This window comes from Sphingopyxis sp. 550A (assembly GCF_053569535.1).
In genome coordinates, this window is record NZ_JBSEEH010000002.1 from 25,976 (window position 1) to 48,166 (window position 22,191).

The 22,191-nt window shown below is 59.9% G+C and carries 21 protein-coding genes and 4 pseudogenes; 20 read left to right on the plus strand and 5 right to left on the minus strand.

Going from position 1 to position 22,191, the window contains the following annotated elements; all coding sequences use genetic code 11:
• The first annotated feature begins 180 nt into the window (after positions 1–180).
• The gene (locus ACVENA_RS22775) at positions 181–1,149 is read left to right on the plus strand and encodes an ATP-binding protein (RefSeq protein WP_276516480.1); all 969 of its coding nucleotides are present in this window, start codon (positions 181–183) and stop codon (positions 1,147–1,149) included.
• 119 nt (positions 1,150–1,268) lie between these two features.
• Here ACVENA_RS22775 and ACVENA_RS22780 read toward each other — a convergent pair.
• From ACVENA_RS22780 to ACVENA_RS22795, 4 genes and pseudogenes are all read right to left on the minus strand, one after another.
• A pseudogene (locus ACVENA_RS22780) lies at positions 1,269–1,424 on the minus strand (anthranilate 1,2-dioxygenase); the annotation flags it as partial.
• A gap of 75 nt (positions 1,425–1,499) precedes the next feature.
• Entirely contained in the window at positions 1,500–1,832 is a 333-nt protein-coding gene (locus tag ACVENA_RS22785) for a non-heme iron oxygenase ferredoxin subunit (RefSeq protein ID WP_185210326.1), read from the minus strand.
• An 81-nt stretch (positions 1,833–1,913) separates the two neighbouring features.
• Positions 1,914–2,802, minus strand: a pseudogene (locus ACVENA_RS22790) (VOC family protein).
• A gap of 67 nt (positions 2,803–2,869) precedes the next feature.
• Positions 2,870–3,193 (minus strand): hypothetical protein, encoded by a 324-nt coding sequence (locus tag ACVENA_RS22795; protein WP_208634563.1) that lies wholly within the window; start codon positions 3,191–3,193, stop codon positions 2,870–2,872.
• Between the two features lie 29 nt (positions 3,194–3,222).
• Between ACVENA_RS22795 and ACVENA_RS22800 the strand changes: the two genes are divergently transcribed.
• From ACVENA_RS22800 to ACVENA_RS22850, 11 genes and pseudogenes are all read left to right on the plus strand, one after another.
• A complete protein-coding gene (locus tag ACVENA_RS22800) occupies positions 3,223–4,068 on the plus strand; it encodes an alpha/beta fold hydrolase (RefSeq protein ID WP_226870502.1) in 846 nt (281 codons plus the stop codon).
• Between the two features lie 29 nt (positions 4,069–4,097).
• On the plus strand, positions 4,098–4,793 hold the full coding sequence (locus ACVENA_RS22805) for a hypothetical protein (RefSeq protein WP_212599159.1): 696 nt from the start codon (positions 4,098–4,100) through the stop codon (positions 4,791–4,793).
• Positions 4,790–5,962, plus strand: a complete 1,173-nt coding sequence (locus ACVENA_RS22810) for a CaiB/BaiF CoA transferase family protein (RefSeq protein ID WP_226949247.1) — start codon at positions 4,790–4,792, stop codon at positions 5,960–5,962. The genes ACVENA_RS22805 and ACVENA_RS22810 overlap by 4 nt, the downstream gene beginning before the upstream one ends.
• The gene (locus ACVENA_RS22815) at positions 5,959–6,795 is read left to right on the plus strand and encodes an enoyl-CoA hydratase-related protein (protein ID WP_208634559.1); all 837 of its coding nucleotides are present in this window, start codon (positions 5,959–5,961) and stop codon (positions 6,793–6,795) included. The genes ACVENA_RS22810 and ACVENA_RS22815 overlap by 4 nt, the downstream gene beginning before the upstream one ends.
• Positions 6,796–6,843: 48 nt before the next feature.
• Positions 6,844–7,227 (plus strand): Zn-ribbon domain-containing OB-fold protein, encoded by a 384-nt coding sequence (locus ACVENA_RS22820; protein WP_208634558.1) that lies wholly within the window; start codon positions 6,844–6,846, stop codon positions 7,225–7,227.
• Positions 7,228–7,253: 26 nt separating this feature from the next.
• Positions 7,254–8,408, plus strand: a complete 1,155-nt coding sequence (locus ACVENA_RS22825; protein ID WP_208634557.1) for a lipid-transfer protein — start codon at positions 7,254–7,256, stop codon at positions 8,406–8,408.
• A gap of 124 nt (positions 8,409–8,532) precedes the next feature.
• A complete protein-coding gene (locus ACVENA_RS22830; protein WP_449328997.1) occupies positions 8,533–9,102 on the plus strand; it encodes a TonB-dependent receptor in 570 nt (189 codons plus the stop codon).
• Positions 9,062–9,382 carry a hypothetical protein gene (locus ACVENA_RS22835; RefSeq protein ID WP_449328998.1) on the plus strand — a complete coding sequence of 107 codons (321 nt, stop codon included), beginning with the start codon at positions 9,062–9,064 and terminating at the stop codon, positions 9,380–9,382. The genes ACVENA_RS22830 and ACVENA_RS22835 overlap by 41 nt, the downstream gene beginning before the upstream one ends.
• 338 nt (positions 9,383–9,720) lie before the next feature.
• Positions 9,721–11,724: a TonB-dependent receptor gene (locus ACVENA_RS22840; protein ID WP_449328999.1), complete on the plus strand. Its 2,004-nt coding sequence runs from the start codon at positions 9,721–9,723 to the stop codon at positions 11,722–11,724.
• Between the two features lie 122 nt (positions 11,725–11,846).
• A pseudogene (locus ACVENA_RS22845) lies at positions 11,847–12,359 on the plus strand (transposase); the annotation flags it as partial.
• Positions 12,360–12,435: 76 nt separating this feature from the next.
• Complete coding sequence (locus ACVENA_RS22850; protein ID WP_001389365.1) at positions 12,436–13,200, plus strand: IS6-like element IS6100 family transposase; 765 nt, start codon at positions 12,436–12,438, stop codon at positions 13,198–13,200.
• A 51-nt stretch (positions 13,201–13,251) separates the two neighbouring features.
• Here the strand turns inward: ACVENA_RS22850 and ACVENA_RS22855 are convergent.
• Positions 13,252–13,812 (minus strand): annotated as a pseudogene (locus ACVENA_RS22855) (DUF4158 domain-containing protein); the annotation flags it as partial.
• 418 nt (positions 13,813–14,230) lie between these two features.
• On the opposite strand from ACVENA_RS22855, the gene ACVENA_RS22860 reads away from it, so the two are divergent.
• The 8 genes from ACVENA_RS22860 (at position 14,231) to ACVENA_RS22895 (ending at position 22,031) form a co-directional block, all read left to right on the plus strand.
• On the plus strand, positions 14,231–15,013 hold the full coding sequence (locus ACVENA_RS22860) for a hypothetical protein (RefSeq protein ID WP_059153610.1): 783 nt from the start codon (positions 14,231–14,233) through the stop codon (positions 15,011–15,013).
• A gap of 111 nt (positions 15,014–15,124) precedes the next feature.
• A complete protein-coding gene (locus tag ACVENA_RS22865) occupies positions 15,125–16,006 on the plus strand; it encodes a DUF7146 domain-containing protein (RefSeq protein ID WP_059153609.1) in 882 nt (293 codons plus the stop codon).
• Positions 16,000–16,590: a thermonuclease family protein gene (locus ACVENA_RS22870; protein WP_020819817.1), complete on the plus strand. Its 591-nt coding sequence runs from the start codon at positions 16,000–16,002 to the stop codon at positions 16,588–16,590. The genes ACVENA_RS22865 and ACVENA_RS22870 overlap by 7 nt, the downstream gene beginning before the upstream one ends.
• A 116-nt stretch (positions 16,591–16,706) precedes the next feature.
• A complete protein-coding gene (locus ACVENA_RS22875; protein ID WP_020819818.1) occupies positions 16,707–17,027 on the plus strand; it encodes a hypothetical protein in 321 nt (106 codons plus the stop codon).
• 282 nt (positions 17,028–17,309) lie between these two features.
• The gene (locus tag ACVENA_RS22880; protein WP_059153608.1) at positions 17,310–19,085 is read left to right on the plus strand and encodes a ParB/RepB/Spo0J family partition protein; all 1,776 of its coding nucleotides are present in this window, start codon (positions 17,310–17,312) and stop codon (positions 19,083–19,085) included.
• Between the two features lie 380 nt (positions 19,086–19,465).
• Positions 19,466–20,338 carry an ArdC family protein gene (locus ACVENA_RS22885; protein WP_059153607.1) on the plus strand — a complete coding sequence of 291 codons (873 nt, stop codon included), beginning with the start codon at positions 19,466–19,468 and terminating at the stop codon, positions 20,336–20,338.
• Positions 20,339–20,486: 148 nt separating this feature from the next.
• On the plus strand, positions 20,487–20,747 hold the full coding sequence (locus ACVENA_RS22890) for a hypothetical protein (protein WP_022684640.1): 261 nt from the start codon (positions 20,487–20,489) through the stop codon (positions 20,745–20,747).
• Between the two features lie 3 nt (positions 20,748–20,750).
• The gene (locus ACVENA_RS22895; RefSeq protein ID WP_059153630.1) at positions 20,751–22,031 is read left to right on the plus strand and encodes a Fic/DOC family protein; all 1,281 of its coding nucleotides are present in this window, start codon (positions 20,751–20,753) and stop codon (positions 22,029–22,031) included.
• The last annotated feature ends 160 nt before the right edge of the window (positions 22,032–22,191 follow it).

The following is a 22,191-nucleotide window of genomic DNA, read 5'->3' on the forward strand; positions in this document are numbered from 1 at the left end:
TGCGTGGAGGCAGCGTGATCGGACCGGGAACCGGCGTACAGGTATATTCGGGCTTATAGGCCGCGAGACAATGCTGAAAATATGCCGGTTGCCGACGGTGCCGCTCGAGCCTTGCGAGAAGCGGGGGTCACTGCACGAAAGTGACATTTACGTACGATAGGCGTTGGCAAGCTTGTCGTCATTGACGAGGTCCAGCGGGCACCGGATCTGTTTTCGACATTGCGCGGCGTTATCGACGAGCGCCGCCGTGCAGGGGAGGGGGCGGGTCATTTCCTGCTGCTCGGCTCGGCAAACCGAATTCTGCTCAATCAGAGTTCGGAGTCGCTCGCCGGACGCGTCGCCTATATGGACATGGGTCCGATCGACGCAGACGAAGCGCGGTCAGCCGGACTGGACGATCTCAACCAGTTGTGGGTGCGCGGCGGCTTTCCCGAGAGCCTGACCGCGCCCAACGACACCGAAAGCTTCCGCCGCAGGCTCGACCTGATCCGCACCTATGTTGAACGCGATCTGCCTTTCATGGTTCCTCGCATGCCGAGTGCGACCATCAACCGGCTCTGGACGATGCTCGCCCACGGGCAGGGGGGTCTGTTCAATGCCTCTGGCCTTGCGGGGAGTCTCTCCATCTCGGCACCGACCGTTGCCAACTATATCGACATCCTGTGTGATCTCGGCCTCGTCCGCAGGCTCAATCCCTGGTTTGCCAATGTCGGCAAACGACTGGTGAAGGCACCGAGGCTCTATGTTCGCGACAGCGGGCTGTTGCATGCCCTGCTGCGCCTCGAAAAGCTCGACGACATTCTTTCCCATCCTGTCGCCGGCACCAGCTGGGAAGGAATGGTTATCGAGAACATCATCGGCGCGGTCGGCGATCGCTACGATGCCCATTTCTACCGGACGGCGAATGGTGCGGAGATAGACCTCATCCTCGTGTCCGGCGGCGTTCCCGAAGTGGCCATCGAAGTGAAGCGGTCGACGGCGCCCAGCGTTGAGCGCGGGTTTCACCTTGCCTGTGACGATCTCGAGATCGAGAAGCGCTGGCTGATTTACCCCGGAGAAATGGCCTACCCGAAGCCGCACGGCATCACGGCAATGCCTCTGGTGCAGGCGCTGGAGCAGCTGGTGGCCGGGACTTCAAAACCATCATGAGAATTGCGCCCGGGCTGGCAATCACGGTGCGTGTGAAGTCTCGTCCGCTGCAGCATAATCTGTCGGTTGGCAGCATTCCGCGTTCAAAGCAGATTGCAGCTTAAATTGTCGGTTCACACCAGCATCTTGCGGCTGTCGCAGAAGATCGCCGCGATCGGCAGGCCGCGGTCGACATTCTCGCGCGCGATGATCTTGTAGACGCACTCCTGGGTGAACAGCTCGGGCCATTCCTCCAGACGGTCCTCGTCGATCAGCTCGGCATGGCGCGCCACCAGTCCTCAACCTCCTGGTGAAGATCGCGCGCCCCAGCTTCCTCGAACCCCGTCCGTGCCCCCATCTCAGCTCCCATTTCAGGCGCCCGCTTCGGGCGATGCCAGCCGGATCGCGATCCAGCCGTCGTCGACCTCGACACTATAGGTCTTGAGCGGGATCTGGCACGGGAACACCGTCGCCGCCCCGCTCGCAATGTCGAACGCGCCGCCATGGAACGGGCATTCGATCGTGCCGCCGTCCTGATAGCCGTCGGTCAGCATCGCATTGCCGTGCGTGCAGATGTTGTCGGTCACATAATAAGTGCCCCCGACATCATAGACCGCAAACGGCGGCAGCCCGGCGACATGCGCCGCCACCGGCTCGCCCTCCTTCACCTCATCCACTCGGCACAGGCGAATCAGCTCGCTCATATCATCCTTCTCGCAATCGTCGCTGGGACGCCGGGATCATCAAGACCCCGGCGTCCATCGCCCAAGACTTCAAACGCTCGGTTAGAGCTCGATGTCCATCCCGTAGCCGGCGGCCTCGTTGCCGTGGCCGAAAATGTCGCGGCTGTAATATTCCTGCTGGTTGTCCGCCTTCTTGGCACCCCAGCCCAGCTCCCACAGCCAGCCCGACGGTTGGCGCAGTAGAAGGTCAAAGCCTCGTCGGTCGAATGCTTGCCCAGCTGCAGCGCAACGTCGATCTTGCGCTGGCGGATGATGTCGTGCGCCACCCCCAGATCGTCGAGATCGGTATATTCGAGCATCTTGATCCGCTTCTTCATCGGCCCAAGCGCCGAACGCCACCGAATGTTGGCGCCCGTTGACGTGCATGAAATAAGGCTGCGCCACCATGCCGCCGGGAAGCGGAAGCTTGTACTCGACCGAGCCGGTGAGGCCGAGCATCTCGTAGAAGCGCACCGCGGCAGGAATGTCGTCCTGGCGCAAGATTCAGTGGCCGATGCCTTCCTTGGCGGTCATGAACTTGCCGAACATCGGCCGCCCCGGGTGGAACGCACGCCAGTTGTCGACCAGCGGACCATAGAAGATCTCGGTCGGGTTGCCGCCCGGATCGACCGTCTTGGCCAGGCCCAGAACACGCCGCTCGGCGCATTCCTCCTACGACGCCACGCGAATGTCGAGGTTGTTGAGCCGCAGCTTCTCGACCAGCTCGTTGAACTCGGACGGACCCGCAACCGCCAGCCGATATAGGCCAGGTCGTCGCCGCCATCGATGTGCAGCGTGAGGCGGTGATGCCACTTGTCCATCCGCAGATAAATGCGGTCGCCCTCACCCTCGTCGACGATCTCCATGCCGACGATCGACGCCGCATAATCCTTCCACGCCTCAACGTCGATATGGACAGACCGATATAACCCAGCTCGGTCACTTGCGACATCGCGCTCATCCTCTCTCTTGTCTCTACTTCAAGCCCGGCACCCCAGCCCGGTCCCGCCCCCCGCGCCTTAGTCCAACTCGACCACCTCCGCAACCGCATCAGGACAACGGTTTGCACGGGATTCGCCTGATAACGCCCCGGCCCGAACCGCTTTTGGAGTGGTTGAACGACAGCGTAGATCAGCCAGATCGGGAAAAATGTCGAAACGCGGCTTCAGGCTCGGCGCTTGCGAAGCACGCAAGCGCTGATTATCGACGTGTTCGAGGGCCTGAACGGCGAGATTCGCCTTGTAAGGAGTTCCTCTATGTGCAACTAAAACAAGAGCGCACAGCCGGTCCTTTCCGGCGAATTCCGTGAGACGACCTCCTGGTGGCGCGCCCTTGTAGGTCAATTCCTGTCATCTCCATGTCGGACGCAGTAATGGAAAAACAAGCTACGATCCCCGAGATCGGCAAGACCGTCTCGGTGAACGGCGTTCGTACCAATTATCATGAGCAGGGCGAGGGGCCGCCGCTGCTCCTGATCCACGGCTCGGGTCCCGGTGTGACGGCGTGGGCGAACTGGCGCGCCAACCTGCCCGAGTTGGCCAAGGACTTCCACGTCTACGCACCCGACATGATCGGCTTCGGCTACACCGACGCCCCGGCAGGCGGCATCAAGGACCGGCAGATCTGGGTCGACCATCTCGCCGGCTTCCTCGATGCGATGGGCATCGAGAAGGCGTCGCTGGTCGGCAACAGCTTCGGCGGCGCGCTGGCTATCGCGTTCATGATCGCGCATCCCGACCGCGTTGACCGCGCGGTGTTGATGGGCGCGGCCGGCGTCGAGTTCCCGATCACCGAGGCCCTCGATTACGTCTGGGGCTACGAGCCTTCGATGGAGATGATGCGCAAGACGATCGCCTATCTCTCGACCGACCCGAGCCGCATCACCGAGTCGCTGATCGAGTCTCGCTACGAGGCCAGCAAGCGTCCCGGCGCGGCCGAACCCTATTCGGCCACGTTCGGCCCGAAACCGCGCCAGAACCACCTCAAGATGCTGTGCAGCAACGAGGAGGATGTCGCGGCGATCCCGCACGAGGTGCTGATCCTTCACGGCAAGCTCGACCAGGTGATTCCGCTCGAAGTTTCTGAAAGACTTGTGAAATTGATCAAGAATTCCGATCTGCATGCCTTCGGCAATTGCGGGCATTGGGTGCAGATCGAGCGGGCGGCGAGCTTCAATCGCCTCGTCACCGAATTTGTAAAACAGGGCCTCAACGGCTAGAACGAGCTAGCAAATTAGGAGAGTTGAACATGGCTGTCACAGGAGTCTTGAGGCCCGGATACGTCCAGATGCGGGTCCTCGATATGGAGCAGGCGATCCCTCACTATCGTGACCGCGTCGGCCTCGATCAGGTTGGCGAGACCGAAGGCGACCGCGCCTTCTTCCGCGGCTTCGACGAATTCGATCGGCACAGCATCATCCTGCGCGAGGCGGACACACCCGGTCTCGACGTGATCGGCTTCAAGGTCGCGAGCGACCGCGATCTCGACGTGTTCAAGAAGCGGATCGATGCGATGGGGGTTCGCACCGAGGAGATCCCGGCTGGTGCCGATCCGGGCGTGGGCCGCAAGATCCGTTTCACGACGCCGACCAAGCATGTCTTCGATCTCTATGCGGACATGGAGATTTCGGACACGGCGCCGATGACCAAGAATCCGGATGTGTGGCATCGCGAGCCGCGCGGTATGCGCGTGCAGCGTTTCGACCATTGCGCGCTCAACGGCACCGACATCGTCGGGTCGACCAAGATCTTCGTCGAGGCGCTCGACTTCGAAGTCTCGGAGACGGTGGTCGACGAGAGCAACGGCACCGAGCTAGCGGTCTTCATGAGCTGCAGCAACAAGGCGGTCGAAGACTTGCCTAAAGGCGTCACCGGCAAGATCGACAAGTTTGCCCTACGGCAGGAATTCCGGAACAATTTGGATCGGCTGCCGTGGACGGTATGAACTCCATGGCGCAGGCGCCGCTGCATGGCACTACGGTCGTCGACCTGACTCGGTTGCTGCCCGGCCCCATGTGCACGCAATACCTGGTCGATCTTGGTGCGATTGTAATCAAAGTCGAGCATCCTGTTGGCGGCGATTACGCGCGCCGCCCGCTCGACGCCGCACCTGATGAGCAGCTCGGGCAATCGGCATTCTTCCGGGCTGTCAATCGCGGGAAGCACAGCGTCACGCTCGATCTGACAAGGGAAGTGGAACGCGAAAGATTGATCGATCTGGTGCGCGAAGCGGATGTTGTGCTGGAGAGCTTTAGGCCGGGCGTAGCAGCGAAGCTTGGAATCGACTACGCGACTCTTTCGGCTATCAAGCCCGCGCTCGTCTATGTCTCGATTACCGGTTATGGTCAGTCTGGTCCCCTCAGCGATCTCGCGGGCCACGATCTGAATTACCTTGCATACGCGGGGCTTCTGGATCAGTTGCGTGATGATACCGGAGGGCCGGTTTTGCCGCGTTTCCAGATCGCGGACGTCATGGGTGGATCTCTTCACGCCGTGATCGCGGTGCTGACCGGCATCGTCGAGCGGCAACGGACGGGCCGGGGACGGTTCTACGGCGTGTCCATGACCGAATGCTGCAAGCCGCTGAACATCGGGCCGCTAACGATGTCGGCCGGCGGGCCTTCGCTTCTCGACGGGAGCTTTGCCTGCTACCAGATATATCAGACATCTGACTATCGCCATCTGACCGTCGGGGCCGGTGAACCCAAGTTCTGGGCGAGGCTGTGTGCGGCGCTGCAGAGGCCCGACTTGCAGCCCTTCCAGTTCGACGAGACTCGCCAAGCCTGGCTGAAGTCCGAGCTTGCAGGAATCTTTGGGTCGCACCCACTTGATCACTGGTGCAACCTGCTGGTGAAGGCCGACTGTTGTTTCGCTCCCGTGCTTAGCGTAGCCGAAGCCATGGCGAACGGAAAGGCGGAAGCGGGCTGTGCCGGGATAGCGTCGTCAGACGTGATATTCGAACTCCCGATACAGATCAGCGGATACACGCCCGACTCCACGGCATCTTCACCCGCTCTGGGTGAGCATAATCATCGCTATTTCGGTGAACCGGATGAAGCGCGGGCACGCGAAGAGACCGGGGTCGGCCGGGCCGCAACGGGAGAGACGACATGAACGCCGTAACTTTTCCGACCGTCGACCTGTGTTTCGATGGAGCGCGAGCAACGATCGCGTTCAATCGCCCCGAAAAGCGCAACGCGATGTCTCCGCAAGTTCATGCCGACATGCACTCCGCGCTGGACGAGGTGGAGCGCCGGGGCGATGTACGGCTTATCGTTATTGTCGGGAGAGGTGACAACTTCTGCGCAGGCATGGATCTTGAGGAGTTCCTGCTTGGGAATTTCGGGGACTCCGACATGTTCATGCGAACGATGGATCTGGCGCTGTCGTGGATGAAGCGTCTTCGCCACTTTAACGGCATCACGATCTCGGCGGTTCAGGGCTGGTGCGTGGGCGGAGGCATTTTGGTCGCGGGGCTCTGCGATTTGTCGGTCGCTGCCTCGAACGCGCGTTTCAGCCTTTCGGAAATCAACTTCGCCGTCATCCCCGGTGCAGGTCTGACCTGGATGGTCGCCCGGCACTTGCCACGCAAAGTGGCGCTCTATTACCTCCTGACGGGGCAGGTGTTCGACGGTCACAAGGCGGCGGAGATCGGATTGGTCAATCATGTGGTTCCGGTTGCAGATCTGAGCGGCGAGATTGACAGGCTGAGCACCGAGTTGGCAGCAAAAGACAGGCACGCGGCTGTCGCGATCAAGCGTGTATTCGAGCGGTCCGTCGAAATGGATTTCGACGAAGCAGTTGAATGGGAATCAGCAAAATTCTTTGAACTTTCGTATACATCGCGTCAGAAATGGCTTGACGTCGCACTTCAGGGGTTCTCTAATCGAAAATTCAAACCGGCGCTAGAAAACTATACGACAATAGGAAATAGGAATATTGAATGAATATCGCGAATTGGTGAATCGAACATATAAAGATATAATATCGGGAGAATGCGCGTGCATCAATCGAGCGGGGAATTTGCGTTCTTTTACGAAGGCCTCGCGCGGCAGGAACTGCTGATGCAACGCTGCTCGCAGTGCTCGTTGATCCGCAATCCCCCTTCGACAATGTGTGGACAATGCGGCAGCTTCGAATGGGCGCCCGTCCGGATGAGCGGGCGCGGCACCGTGTTCAGCTTCGCCGTCCACCATCACCCGCCCCTCGAAGGGTTTGTCCTGCCGCATCCGGTCGGCGTGGTTCAGCTTGAAGAAGGCGTTCGGGTTGTGGCCGGCCTCGACGGCATGGAAATAAACTCGATCGCGATCGACAATCCCGTGCAGGTTGAGTTCATAGAACGAAACGGGCGGGCGTCGTTTCGTTTTGGTCCGGCATAGATCGGGCGGATGAAGGGGACGGCATCATGCTTTCAGACAAGACTGCCATCGCAGGCATTGGCGCTACCGAGTTCTCGAAGAATTCGGGCCGAAGCGAGCTCCGCCTGGCGTCCGAAGCGGTTTGCTCCGCGCTCGCGGATGCGGGCATCGAGGCGTCTCAGGTTGACGGCCTGTGCACGATGGGGGCCGACAACACTTCCGAAGTGGAAATCGCGCGCGCGATCGGCGCGGGCGAACTGACCTTCTTTTCGCGGATACCCTTTGGGGGCGGCGGTGCCTGCGCTGTGGTGCAGCAGGCTGCGCTGGCGGTCGCCAGCGGACTCGCTTCGACAGTGGTCTGCTATCGGGCCATGAATGAACGATCGCAGTATCGTTTCGGCGGGCCGCTGCCGAGCGCACCGACAGCCGAAGGCGAAGTGACCCACTATCACACGCTGCATGGCCTCGCGACGGCCGCTTCGTTTGTTGCGGTGATGATCCGCCGCTACATGCACCAGTATGGCGCCACCAGACAAGACTTCGCCAATGTCGCAATAGCAGCCCGCAAGCACGCGGCGGTCAATCCGGCAGCCTTCTTCTACGGCAAGGAACTGACGCTTGACGATTACCTCGGTAGCCGGACGATCTCCGATCCGCTTCACCTGTACGATTGCTGCATGGAAAGCGACGGTGCGGTCGCACTAGTCGTGACGTCGGCGGAGCGTGCGCGCGACCTCAAGACCAAGCCGGTAATGGTTCGGGCCGCTGCGCAGGGGGCCGCCCGCGGCAATATTCCGCTCATGGGCTTCTACGGTAACGATATCATTCCGTTTGAGGATACCCGCATCGTATCCGAACAGCTTTATGCCATGGGCGGTCTTTCGGCAAAGGACATGGACGCCGCCATCATCTACGACCACTTCGGACCGACCATACTTCCCGCGCTTGAAGCCAGCGGCTTTTGCAATCGTGGCGAAGCAAAGGATTTTATAAGGGACGGCAACATTGAAATCGGCGGCGGCCTCCCGGTCAATACCCACGGCGGGCAGGTTGGTGAGGCCTATATCCACGGCATGAACGGCATCGCCGAAGCGGTCCGTCAGGTGCGTGGCAGCGCGATCAATCAGGTTGTCGGACTCGAGAACATCCTGGTTACGTCGGGTGGCGGGGTTCCGACCAGTGGCCTGATACTGGGAAACTGAGTCCGATACGGAGAAATTAACGCCTTTAACAAGCAAAAGACCAAAGGGGGAAGGAATGCGAAATCATAACATAGCTGCTTTCTTTGCGCTAATAACCACGTTCATTTTCGCGACCGATCCAGCCATGACGCAGGATACCGGAGCGCCCGGGGAGCAATCATCCTCAATTGGGTCGTCGAACCCATCCCCGGCGGAGACGGATTCCGCGGGGCTGGAGGAGATCGTCGTCACCGCCCAGCGCCGGTCCGAAAGCCTGCAAAGCGTACCGCTGGCGGTCACTTCGCTGTCGAGCGAGAGACTTGCGCAGAGCGGCATCACCAATTCCGACCAGATCGCGTTGGTGACCCCGGGTCTGACGGTGTCGACAGGCGGTGGTTTCCCCCAGCCATTCCTGCGCGGCGTCGGCAGCGACCGGACGGCCAATTCCGAGCCGAGCGTCGCAACCTATATCGACGGCGTCTATATCGCCTATTCGGCGGGCACGACGCAGCAACTGTTCGATGTCGAACGGGTGGAGGTGCTTCGCGGGCCGCAGGGCACGCTCTATGGCCGTAATGCCACCGGCGGCGCCATCAACATCGTTACCAAACGGCCGTCCGATGAGCTGTCCGCCACGTTGTCCGGTTCGCGTTCCAAGCCGTTCGAGGTCGCCTATGCGGAACCGGTCTACAGCGACGTGCGGCAATATCGGTGAGAACGAGCTTCGGCTCAACGGCGTCCTGTTCCATACGGACGGCTACAATTTCGAACCCTCGGGCCGCTCGCGCCAGTCGGCGTATGAACTGCTCAATGCCTCTGTCACCTTCGCACCGGCCAACGACCGCTGGGACCTGACGATATGGAGCAACAACCTGACAGATCAGCGCTATTACAGGACCATCCTTCTGACCACGCTCGGTGAAAATGTGATTTACGGCGATCCAATCACGGGAGGAGCAACGCTCACGTTCCATTTTGGTAGGGGAAATCAGTAACAGGTCCCTTGAATGAGGATTTTTCGAATGCCTGTAACGAGTTCGCCAGTTATTGAATATTTTTGCGGCGTTTTGAAATAGTGAGCGGATTATCAGGAAGAAGGCCACAATTAGGTAAAAAATACGCAGTAAATTATAGGAGAAAGGTAATGGGAAGGTCCAATTATTTGTTATTAACGTCCGGCGCTTTTATGGCTGCGTCTTTCGTAGTGCAACCAGCATGGGCGCAAGACGCGGGAACGAGTGGTGAACCATCATCGCCCAACACTCCATCCAATGCATAGCAAGGAGGTGGGATCGAGGACATCGTCGTCACCGCAACGCGCCGCGAGGAGCGGTTGCAGCAAATTCCGGTCACTGTGACAGCTATAACCAGAAGGTCTCTCGCCGGCGCCGGCATCGTCGATGCTCGCAGCCTCACGCAAGTCGTGCCGGGTTTTACCGGCAACAGAACCGCCTCTGTCATCCAGCCGGTGATCCGCGGTATCGGTTCCGGCGGCGTGTCCGTCGGTGACGAGCCCAATGTCGCTACTTACGTGGACGGTGTGTATCAACCCGATGCTTTCTCGAACTCGATTGAACTGGTCGAAGTCGAACGGGTCGAAGTGCTGCGCGGGCCGCAGGGAACCGTCTTCGGCCGCAACGCGACGGGGGGGTTAATCAACGTTATCACGCCCGACCCAAGCTTTACGCCTCGGGCGCGCATTTCGTCGCGCGTCGGCTGGCTGCGCAACAGTTCGAACGATTACAACCTTCGCGCTTATGCGACGACCGGCTTAACTGACAATCTCGCGATCGACTTTGCCGGCATGTACCGGAAGACCGAAGAATACATCCCGGAACTGTCGACCGGAAGAAAGCTGGGCGGTCTCGACGTCGTGGATCTGAGAAGCAAGTTTCTGTTCCAGCCCAACGGGACCACGCAGTTTGTTTTGACCGCAAACTACACCCGACAGAACAGTACCCTTAATGCCACGCAACCTCTGAATAACAATACCGCTGCCTTGCTGGCGCCCGGAGTGATCCTTCCGGACGGCCCGTGGGAATCGTCCTTATCACTTACGCCTAGGATTGATTACGAAAGGTTCAGTACCTCTCTTCGGGCTAAGTTTGAATTCGAAGATTTCAATATCGAATCGACAACCGCTTATATGCATAATACCGGTAGGCAGCACGCTGACGTAGATTCGACTAATATAAGTATGGGTTATATCAAGTTCGATCTTAATATCGAGGCCGAGAGCCAGGAAATTCGAGTATTGTCCACGAACTCCGAGAAGTTCAACTGGCTGGTCGGGGTTTATGCCTTTCACCTCGACGCGACAATCCCAAACATCGATCTCGCCAATGCACGAGGAATCGGCCAGCCGTTGATCAGTACAATACTTAATCCGGCGGTCGAAACCGGTTCTTTGGCGGGCTTCGCGGAGGGGACGCTCCAGATCTCTGATAAGTTCTTCCTGACCGCAGGCGGCCGCTACACGACCGAAAAGCGGGAATTCCAGCAATCCGTGAACGGCGTACAACTGCCGTACGGTCGGGTTGACAAGACTTTCAGTAACTTCACCTACAAAGTAGCCGCCAGGTACCAGATTACTGATACGACGAATATCTTCGCCAACTACGGAACCGGCTTCAAAAGCGGCGTATACAATGTGGCGGCAACTTCTCCGGTGCCCGTGGAGCCGGAGAAGATCAAGGCTGCAGAAGTGGGGGTGAAGTCGGATCTCAGCCGTTCGCTGCGTGCCAACCTTTCTCTTTACTACTATGATTATTCGAACCTTCAGGTGCAGGCGCGTACCCCCGATGGCAACGCTTACGTTCTGCAAAATGCGGCAAGCGCTGAGGTTTATGGCGGGGAACTCGAAATCAATGTCATACCGACCCAGGGCCTGAACGTTCGCGGATCGGTCGCATACAATCATGGAACTTATGATAAATTTCCCGCAGCTCAGGACTTCATTCCCCGGCCGACCGGCGGTAACATCGTCACATCGAACGATGCATCCGGCAAAACCCTTATCAGGGCCCCGCGGTACACGGCGAACCTCGGCGCGGACTGGACCACGACACTGGCTGGCCGGGAATTCGGGGCATCAGCGAATTTCTTCTACAGTTCGCGGGTTTATTATGACTTTCTTAATCGTTTTTCGCAGAAGCCATATACGATGACTAGCGGAGAAATATGGTTCAAGGCAGCCGACAACTTGAAGCTCTCGATCTGGGGGACCAACCTGACGAATTCGAAAGCGGCCCAGCAGATCAGGCAAGGTGCGCTGGCCACGGATATTCTCTATGAGAAACCGCGGGTCGTCGGCGTTGGCTTAGAAGTCGATTTCTAGCTAGAGGGGCGCCGGCAGTACAGGATCGACCCTGCACATCGAACCGGAGGCAACGGCGCCAAACGACGTCACCATGGGAAAGATGGGCACCTCCAAAAACCCCTCGCAAATCGGGGCCTGATCTGATTCATTGTTTCTTCGATCTTTCGAACCGATACGAAGCATTGAGCGCGGCGGGCGATCCGCTGGAGCGTCTGGCAGCGGTCGTGGACTTTGAGGTCTTTCGCGGTCCGCTGGTTGCCGCGCTGCGTCGCAGTCCTCGCGGCAAGGGTGGTCGCCCGCCCTTCGACCCGGTGCTCATGTTCAAGATCCTGGTGCTGCAGGCGCTGTACTCGCTGTCGGACGAAGCAACCGAATTCCAGATCAAGGACCGCCTCTCGTTCCAGCGCTTCCTGGGCCTGGGGCTCGACGGCACCGTGCCGGACGCGACGACGGTGTGGCTGTTCCGCGAGAGGCTGGTCAAGGCCAGGGCGATCGACAGGCTCTTCGCCCGCTTCGATGCGGCCCTGACGGATCGGGGGTACCTTGCCATGGGCGGGCAGATCATCGACGCGACCGTGGTGCCAGCCCCGAAGCAGCGGAATACTGAGGAGGAGAAAGCGGCGATCAAGGAAGGCCGGATACCCGAGCGCTGGAAGGATAGCCCGGCGGGCTCTGTTGCAAAAATCGTGAAGCTTGAGCATGCTTGGCGGAGATTGGACGGACGGAACGATGACGGATTTCAAGTGGCGCCATTTCCAGGGTGATGTGATCCTGTGGGCGGTGCGCTGGTATTGTCGCTATCCGATCAGCTATCGCGACCTTGAGGAAATGCTGGCGGAACGCGGCATTTCGGTCGACCATACGACGATCTATCGCTGGGTCCAGTGCTACGCCCCGGAGATGGAGAAGCGGCTGCGCTGGTTCTGGCGGCGTGGCTTTGATCCGAGCTGGCGCCTGGATGAAACCTACGTCAAGGTGCGGGGCAAGTGGACCTACCTGTACCGGGCAGTCGACAAGCGGGGCGACACGATCGATTTCTACCTGTCGCCGACCCGCAGCGCCAAGGCAGCGAAGCGGTTCCTGGGCAAGGCCCTGCGAGGCCTGAAGCACTGGGAAAAGCCTGCCACGCTCAATACCGACAAAGCGCCGAGCTATGGTGCAGCGATCACCGAATTGAAGCGCGAAGGAAAGCTGGACCGGGAGACGGCCCACCGGCAGGTGAAGTATCTCAATAACGTGATCGAGGCCGATCACGGAAAGCTCAAGATACTGATCAAGCCGGTGCGCGGTTTCAAATCGATCCCCACGGCCTATGCCACGATCAAGGGATTCGAAGTCATGCGAGCCCTGCGCAAAGGACAGGCTCGCCCCTGGTGCCTGCAGCCCGGCATCAGGGGCGAGGTGCGCCTTGTGGAGAGAGCTTTTGGCATTGGGCCCTCGGCGCTGACGGAGGCCATGGGCATGCTCAACCACCATTTCGCAGCAGCCGCCTGATCGGCGCAGAGCGACAGCCTACCTCTGACTGCCGCCAATCTTTGCAACAGAGCCGTCCGGATCGGCAAGCGAGGCTTCCAATAACGCCACCGCATCTGACGAAAGCCGATCACTGGCTCCGATCAGCCAGGTGTCCAGATAATCTTGCCGTTGTGAGCGAACGACACGTTCAAGCTCCTTGCGCGACGGCCCATAAATACGCCGGTCCCGGCACCACAGGAAAACATGCTCAAGCATGGCATTGATCGACTGGCCGCCCGGGCACAGCTCGCCAGCAATCCATTCCGTCAATTGCGCGCGATCCACCCGCTTCATGCGGTGATATCCAAGATGGATCAGGATCTCCGCACAATGCCGTCGTGCTGTCCGACTGGAAAAGTCATAACCGGCTATCTCGCCAGCCTCGACACCGAGTTGCTCGGCCAGATACGAGAGGCCATCGGTAGGGATTGAGCCGGGATCGATCGCGAAAAACCCCAGGGAAGCGAAGAATTTCAGCTGCGCGGCGAGGCCAAGGCGCGTCAGGGCCGGCTTCGAATTTACAAAATCAATATCGGCAAAGCTCAGGCTCCATCGTCCGATCAAATCCCCGCCCGGAATACTCCGATCCATCAACCCACTCCCTATGATGGAGCGAACTGTCCTCTTCTATGATTTCCATCGTCAATACCGAATGCCACGTTCCCAAAACGTTCTCCGACTTGGCCAAAATCGCAGCTTGGGGCCGACTGGGCCTTATAAGCGTGCGCGCACGCTTATTCTTGCCAACCCCTTAAACTTGAGCCAGTTATGACGCGCTGATTCCGCCTTGGAGTCGGCGATTCATCTGTTGCGTGCGGGGTGGCTCCCCGAGGCGACAGGGCAACAAAAAACCCTCGCTTGGCTGAGCGAGGGCTGTTTGTGCCACCGAAGGTGAGCGCGTCTAACTTGGCTCCCTTTATCGGTGGTGCGGCAGCGAAAGTCAATCTCGAAAGCGTGCTTTCGGGAGCGATGGCGCTTGGCCTCGCGGGACCGACGAAGGGAGGTCCGCATGACCACTTCCATAGGCGCCGTGCTGCGTAGCACTGGCCTCGCCAAGATCGACCGCGCCTTGCTAGCGCGTGCCGAAAAACCGCGCGTCAAAGTCTGGGCCGGCAGCATCGCCGTAGGCCACGAGAAGCGGGCGAAGGCCTACACGCCGATCCGCAATGCTCGCCAGATGCGCGAGATGATCGAAGCCGCAAAGCTCTACGAGCGGCAGACGCTCGCGCAGCGGCGGACAACCACGCCGCGCATTCGTAACGGTGCGATCGGACAGGCCGGCATCCAGATTATCGAGTTCCTGGCCCGCGTCATCGACTATAGCACCGGCGCGTTGTTCCCCAGCCTTCACACCATCATGGAGGGAACCGGCCTCAGCAAAAATTGCGTCGTTCAGACGCTTTCGCGCCTCAAAGAGGCGCGCATTATCGACTGGTTCCGGCGCTACGAGCCGGTTCCCGATCAAGAAGCGCAAGGCGCTGGCCCGCGCATCAAGCAGGCCACGAACGCCTATCGCTTCCTCTTCCCCGCCTTCCTCTCCAAAATCTTCGCCGCTCGCCGCCGTCGCGGCATCGCGGCTGACCCAGCCCCCGCTTGCGAACAGTATCGCCAGATCGAGGCGGCGCGCGACATGGAGCGCATGAGGGATCAGCTGCCCCTATGGGAGCTAACCCGTGAAGAGCGGGACAAGCGCGAGCTGGCCGATATTCTCGCCAGCTTGGGCGAAGCGATTGAGGCGAAAGAACGTGAGTCATCCGCAAGTGAAGATAACCGGCGGAGATATTTATATTGAATGGCCCTAGTCGGGCCATGCGCGATATTGGCATATATCCCGGCCGTTTGCCCGCCTCCGTGAAATGTGTATAAATCCCAATGTAGGGATACCGTTGACGAAAGAAGTTCGATGCAGATGGACGTCGAAGCACGCGCACGTCGGATCGTAGCGGATATGGGCGGCCACTGGCGCGGCTCATATGGCATGGTTTGCTGCCCAGCCCACAACGACCGCAATCCGTCGCTCCAAGTCACCCCCGGCAAGAAGGCCGTCCTGTTCAAATGTTGGGCCGGTTGCAGCCAGGAAGCCGTATGGTCCGCGCTCAACAGCCGCAAAATCAATCGTCACACCAGCGGCGAGACGGTCGATCGCGCGCCTGAACCCTCGCGCCGGAAGCTCGCCCTGCAACTATGGGATTCCGCCGTGCCGATCGCGGGCACCGCGGCTGAACGCTATCTGCGTTCGCGCGCAATCGACCCGACCGGCCTCAAGGTTCGCTTCGCACCGCGCTGCATCGTTGGCCCGCCCGATGCCCGCGAAGAGCATCCTGCCCTTCTCGTGCCGTTCGAGGCCGATGAAGGCATAATCGCCGTGCAGCGGATCTTGCTCGATCCAGCAACCGGCGAGAAACGCTACCATGCGGCGCTGCGCGAGGCGAAATTGACGCTTGGCCTGGTCCGACATGCCGCCATGCGGATCGGCGGCCAGCCACCCGGCGACGTGCTGCGCCTCGCGGAAGGCTTCGAGGAAGCCGTTTCCGTGTCCCAGCTTAGCGCCGGGAAATTTAAGGTATGGGGCGCGGGCGGCATTCGCCGCTATGGCCTGATCGCGATCCCCGAACGCATCCGCAAAATCGTCATCTACTCGCAACACGGCCAGGAAGCGGCACAGGCCATAGAGGACGCGCGCGGCCACCTCACTGCCAACGACCGCGAATTGAAAATCATCCTCCCGCCAGCCCCGGCGCCGATGGACTGGAACGACATTCTTCAGGAGAAAGCCAGGTGCTGATCCGAGGTTTCAAAAAATGGCCGCGAAATCAGCAAATCGCGTTGCCGATTCTCTCTGTTTTCGCGTTCGGTGCGCTGTTCAATCAGATGCAAGCAAGGAATAGCGAGCCAGTTTCGATCCACGTCGAGAACCCGCGCATTATCGACGGCGATACGCTCGAAACGCTCGATAAAAAGCGGGTGCGGTTGTCGGGAATCGATGCGCCGGATGAGGACGGTAAGGGCAATGTGCCCAAGATCGCAGCGCAGCTCTATTTGGAAGAGCTGGTGAAGCAAAATGGCGGCATGGATTGCACCAGCGATTTTCAGGACGAAAAGCTGACGATCGAGCCGATATGCAACACGCGGCGGACAAGCTGGGGCCGGTCTAACCTGTCGTGCCGGTTTCGGTCGAATGGGGCATCTGTTTCGGCAACGATGGTGCGCCATGGATATGCCGTTGATTACAGGCAACATTCAGGGCTGGCCTATGCCCGTTTCATGAAAGATGCAGCCGACGAGCGGCGAGGCCTTTGGGGTGTCGATTACGAGGCGATGAGGAATCTGGCGATCGAGAGGGGCCAGTTGCCGAACAAGTGCAAATGATCGGAGCCGGGAACCTGCCCTATTCCACCCCACGGCTGCGCCGCGCGGCTCCACGGAGCCAGCAAAGCCGTCTCCGCCCATTCGGGTGACGGTCAGGGCTATAAGGGAAGATTAGCATGAATGATGCGATGCGAACGACGATGCAGGCCGCGCCCAGGCACAGTGCATCGCCGCGCGTCGAGGCAATCGCGGCATGGCTGATCGCCGCGCTCATTCTCGCAGGCGGCGGTATCGTTGCACGCCTGATCGTCGATTATCCGCGGCTCCTGCCGAACAGCTATATCGGCTTCCTTATCTACCGCGCTGGACCCACGATTGCGCTGCTATGGGCCTGTGCCGGCGCTGCGATCGCGATCAATGCCGCGACGACACGCCTGATGCTCTTGTCCGCATTGTGCGGATCAATCGTTGCGGTTCTCGCTCTCGCCATTCTCTAGCCGCTAAATGTGCGGCCCTGGGCCGCGCCTTGCCGGTGGTGGCAGCTGCCACCGGGGGGGAACACCAAGGGCACCCGCCCTTTCGTTCCCGAAGCATAATCGACAGGACCGGGTTGCTCGACAAGTTCGGCCAGTTCCGGCGCGCTCACGCGCGCCGGGGCCTCCCTAGTCGCGCCGCCCGCACCACTCCCATCGATTTTGCTTCCCCCTCCCCATCCCGCGCTTCGCCAGCGGGTCAGAGCCGCAGGCCGCAGGCAGCGGCTTCGCCTAAAGGAGTGAAAAATGACCATCCAGACCATCCAACTGAACAAGCTGGCGCTTTCCGACCTCAACGTGCGGAAGGTGAAGCCCAAGGAAATTGAAGCCCTCGCAGCCGACATTCAGGCGCGGGGCGTGCTGCAAAACCTGATCGGCTATGATGAGGACGGCAAGATCAAGATTTGCGCTGGAGGGCGGCGCTACCGGGCCTTGAAGCTGTTGCAGAAGGCAAAGACCATCCCCGGCACTTTCGAGGTTCCCGTTGAAATCCGCAGCAAGGACGAGGCGCTGGAAATCTCTCTTGCCGAGAACGCGCAGCGTGAGGACATGCACCCCGCCGATGCCATCGCCGCCTATCGGGCGATCATCGACAGCGGCAAAGACGTTGACGATGTTGCAGCATCGTTCGGCGTCTCCCCCGCCTATGTCCGCCGCGTGTTGAAGCTGGCGGCGCTGCACCCGACCATTCTCAAAGCCTTCCAGAAAGACGAAATCGGCATGGGCGCGGCGCAGGCTTTCGCGCTGACAGACGATCAGGACCGCCAGCTTGAGGTTTTCAAGCGCACCGGCGACAACGCCCACCAAATCCGCGCCATGCTCACCCAGGAGAAGGTTGCCGATACCGACAAGCATTTTCGCATTGTAGGCGAGGAAGCCTATTGCGCCGCAGGCGGCACCTTCACCACCGATCTTTTCGGAGAACGTCGCTATTGCGATGATGCGGGCCTTGTCATGGACCTTGTGCAAGATCGGCTCGACGCCATCGCCAAGGCGGCGCGCGAAGATGGCTGGCGCGATGCAGAAGGGCAGCTCTACCGGCCTGATTCCTACTGGATGCGCGGCCATCTGGAACCCGCTGGCGAGCGCCATCCGACCGAGGAAGAAACCGCGCAGCTGGTCGAGATCGAGGCGGCAATCGCCAAGCGGGAAAGCGAGGTGGACGAGGACGAGCACGACTATGACGACGAGTTGCGCGCCCTGACCCGCAAGCAGGACGCTATCGTATCGGCTTGCCGCGTCTTCACCGCCGAGCAGAAGGCCGAGCACTCGCTTATCGTCTTCATCGGGCATGACGGTATCGAACAGGTTGCGTTCACGCGCAGCGCCAAGGGCACCGCCGCCGATGGCCCCAAGCCTCCCCGGCCCGACTACTCGCAGAAGGTCATGGATCAGCTGGGCGGCATCCGCACGATGGCGGTTCGGGAAGCCCTTGCCAGCGACCCGGAGCTGGCGCTGGACGTGCTCTTGACGGGCCTATTGGGGCAGGTTCGCGGCAACTCCTATTCGTGGCAACAAGCCGCCGAAATCACCGCCGAGAAGAACCGCTTCCATGTTGACGAGGCGATCATGGGCCATTCCACGATTGCCGACATTGACGAAATCGCGGGGGCCGATCTTGCCCGCTTGGCCGAGACACCCACGCTGGACGACATGCGCCAGATGGACAGCGAAGCGAAATTGCGGCTGCTGGCCTACTGCGTGGCCTCGCAGATCACGAGCCTTTCGTTCCATAGCGACCGCGACCGCCAGCTGGCGCAGATCGTCGGGGCCGCGCAGATCGACATGGCCGACAAGTGGGAACCCAATCAGGTATTCTATGACCAGCTTAGCAAGGCCACGCTCTTGAAGCTGCTGGCCGAAGGTTGCGGCAACGACGCCGCAGAGAATTGCCAGACCATGAAGCGCTCTGATCTTGCCTTGACGGTCAACGAGCGCCTTGCGGGGCGGCGCATCCTGCCCCCCGCCCTTCGACCCTCTGCCTTGCCCGATGCCGCTGATAGCGAAAGCCAAGCGGCATGACGGCATGGGGAGCGCGCTTCACTCCCGCGCTCCCCGCAAACTTGCGGGGCGGTGGCAGCTGCCACCGCACCCATTTTACAGAACGCAGCCGGTAAAATCGGCCGCGTATAATGAGCGGCTAGGGCCGCGCGTTGCCGGTGGTGGCAGCTGCCACCGGGGGAACACCAAGGGCACCCGCCCTTTCGTTCCCGAAGCATAATCGACAGGACCGGGTTGCACGCCAAGTTCGGCCAGTTCCGGCGCGCGCGAGCGCCGGAGCCTCCCTAGCCGTGCCGCCCGCACCACTCCCATCGATTTTGCTTCCCCCTCCCCATCCCGCGCTTCGCCAGCGGGTCAGAGCCGCAGGCCGCAGGCAGCGGCTTCGCCTAAAGGAGTGAAAAATGGCTAAGGAAACGAACCGGATCGACATTTATCAGGCCGTCACCGACGACATTCTTGCGATGCTGGAAGCGGGCACCAAGCCGTGGGTGAAGCCGTGGAGCGGTGGGCCGACCATTCCGCTCCGGCACAATGGGGTCGCCTATCGTGGGATCAACGTCCTCAGCCTTTGGGCCAGCGCTATGCGTCAGGGCTTCGCCTCGCCCTATTGGCTGACCTTCAAACAGGCGTTGGAGCTGGGCGGCAATGTCAGGAAGGGCAGCAAGGGAACCACCATTGTCTATGCCAACAAGCTTGTCGTGAAAGACTCCGAGACGGACAACGAGCGCGCCATTCCGTTCTTGAAACGATACACGGTTTTCAATGCCGATCAGGTCGAAGGACTGGACGGCAAATATCCCGCGCCCGCCCCGATCATCACCAATCCCGAAACCCGCGACGTTGAGCTTGAAGTGATGTTCTCTCGCATCGACGCAACCGTTCGCATCGGCGGATCGCAAGCCTATTACCACACCCGCGACGACTATATCCAAATGCCCGCTTTTGAAGCGTTCCATTCCGCCGACGACTACTATGCCACGCTTGCGCATGAGGCCGTGCATCATGCAGGGCATGAAAGCCGCCTCAACCGAAAAACCCTGATTTCAACGAGTCGCGCCGACTATGCGAGGGACGAACTCGTGGCCGAGCTGGGCGCATCCTTCATCGGCGCGATTGTCGGTTTCAAGGTCGAGGAACGCGAAGACCATGCCGCGTATATCGAGCACTGGTTGACCGCGCTCCGCAACGACAAGCGCGCCATTTTTGAGGCAGCCCGCGAGGCGCAGAACGCCGCCGACTACCTGTTGGCGATGATGACCGACCAAGCGGATTGAATGCCCCGCCCCGCAAAATGCACGAGACGCCGCGCTTGCGCGGCGTCTCATTTCAGGAAAGTGAAATATGGGGGGCTACTCAATGTGGTTTATATACAAATCCCGACATGTTAACTATGGGCGGGAGCAGGTCGTTTTTAGGTGCAAAATGGAAAATATCATCGACACCTACAGGAATCGCATCAAGGCGATGGGGTATGAGCCGCGTCGGCAGGAAGACATTCCTGACGTGATGGCAGCTTATTGCGAAGCAATCGCAAATTGCAAGATTGAAGGACTTGAATTGGTTTCGGATGACCACTCTTTTTGTTTGCTGTTGGTCGAAACCCAAATTCCCGTCGATGTGGCGATTGGTCTGGCGCAGGACTACAACCGTGATGTTCTGTCCCGCCAGAAACTTGCTGCATGATTGGTGAGCGACCCTTACACCTGGCGTAACAGCGACGTTCTTCGGAACAAGCTGGGAATCCGCGACGATAATATTCTCAAGGAGCGAGAAGCTTTCTTCTCGGTTGTCCGGCATGGCGAGCTGATTGTGCAGCGCGCCATGCCGGCGACGAATGCGCGCGAGTATCGCGAACTGCACAATCATCTGTTTCAGGATGTATATGATTGGGCGGGGCGCTTTCGGACTGTGGACATAAGCAAACCCGGCAGCACTTTTGCGCGAGCGCACTTCATTGCCCGCAGCATGGAGCACGAATTTAAGCAGCTGCCCGACCTCCAAACCCTCAAGTCGATGGATCGTGATCGCTTTGCCGATACCATGGGACGGCATATCTCCGAATTAAATGCCGTTCATCCGTTCCGTGAGGGCAATGGTCGTACCATGCGGCTGCACTTGCAGCTACATTCCCTTGCGGCCGAAAAATTCGTCTCGATCCAGGCAATGGGGCCGAAGGACTGGATGGAGGCGAGCCGCGATAGCTTCCATACCGGAAATCACGCCTCCCTCGCCAAAGTTATCCGTGATGCCATGCCCCTCGAACAGAGCCGCGTCGAGCCAGCGCGCGGGCCAGCGGGCATCGCGTTTCCGCCCTCGATGGAATCTCTCATGCCAGCTGGCGAACGGCGCGCTATGAGCATCGAGCAAGCCAAGGATCAGATCAGCCGTTACTTACCTACTGCGCAAACCGTTGCGTCGCGGCAGTATGAGCAGCTTAACCGGATCGCGGAAACGTCCGCTGACATGCGCCAGCTAGCCGCCCGTTCTGCGCAGGAACTCGCCTTTTTCCGTGATCCCAAAGGGCCGATGCACCACCTTCAACTGATCGAACAGCGCCGCTATCATCAAATCGAAGTCAGTTGGTCCGAGGGCATGGACCCGCTGCAACGAGTCCGCGCCATCAGCGCGGGCACTGCTGATTTCCTTTCGAAAATGACCGACCGCGACATTCAGGCCGCCGATCGCGTGCTACGTCTGCAAGTCATGCCTCCCGGCGTCAGTCAGGTTGATCTACGCCTTGCCGCGCAATTCGAGAAAAACTCGCCTGAGCAGAACCGGGCCGATGCCAGGTTCGCGCAATTCCAGCTGGCCATTGATAAGCGCGTCGCCACAGCTACCGAGCGCGGCGCATCGAAGGAACAGCTGGCGCAGATCGTCGAAAGCGCAAAGGCGCATGTCGCCGCAACATTGCGCGAAGGCAAATCACCGACACAGGCGGCCGAGAAATCAAAGGACCGCGAGCGCTGAAAATGAGCGGCCAGGGCCGCGCGCCTAGTAGTCTGTCAGCTGCCACATAGGATCGAGCGGCCCAGGGCCGCGCCCCGTCAGTAGTGGCAGTTGCCACCGGGGGGAACACCAAGGGCACCCGCCCTTTCGTTCCCGAAGCATAATCGACAGGACCGGGTTG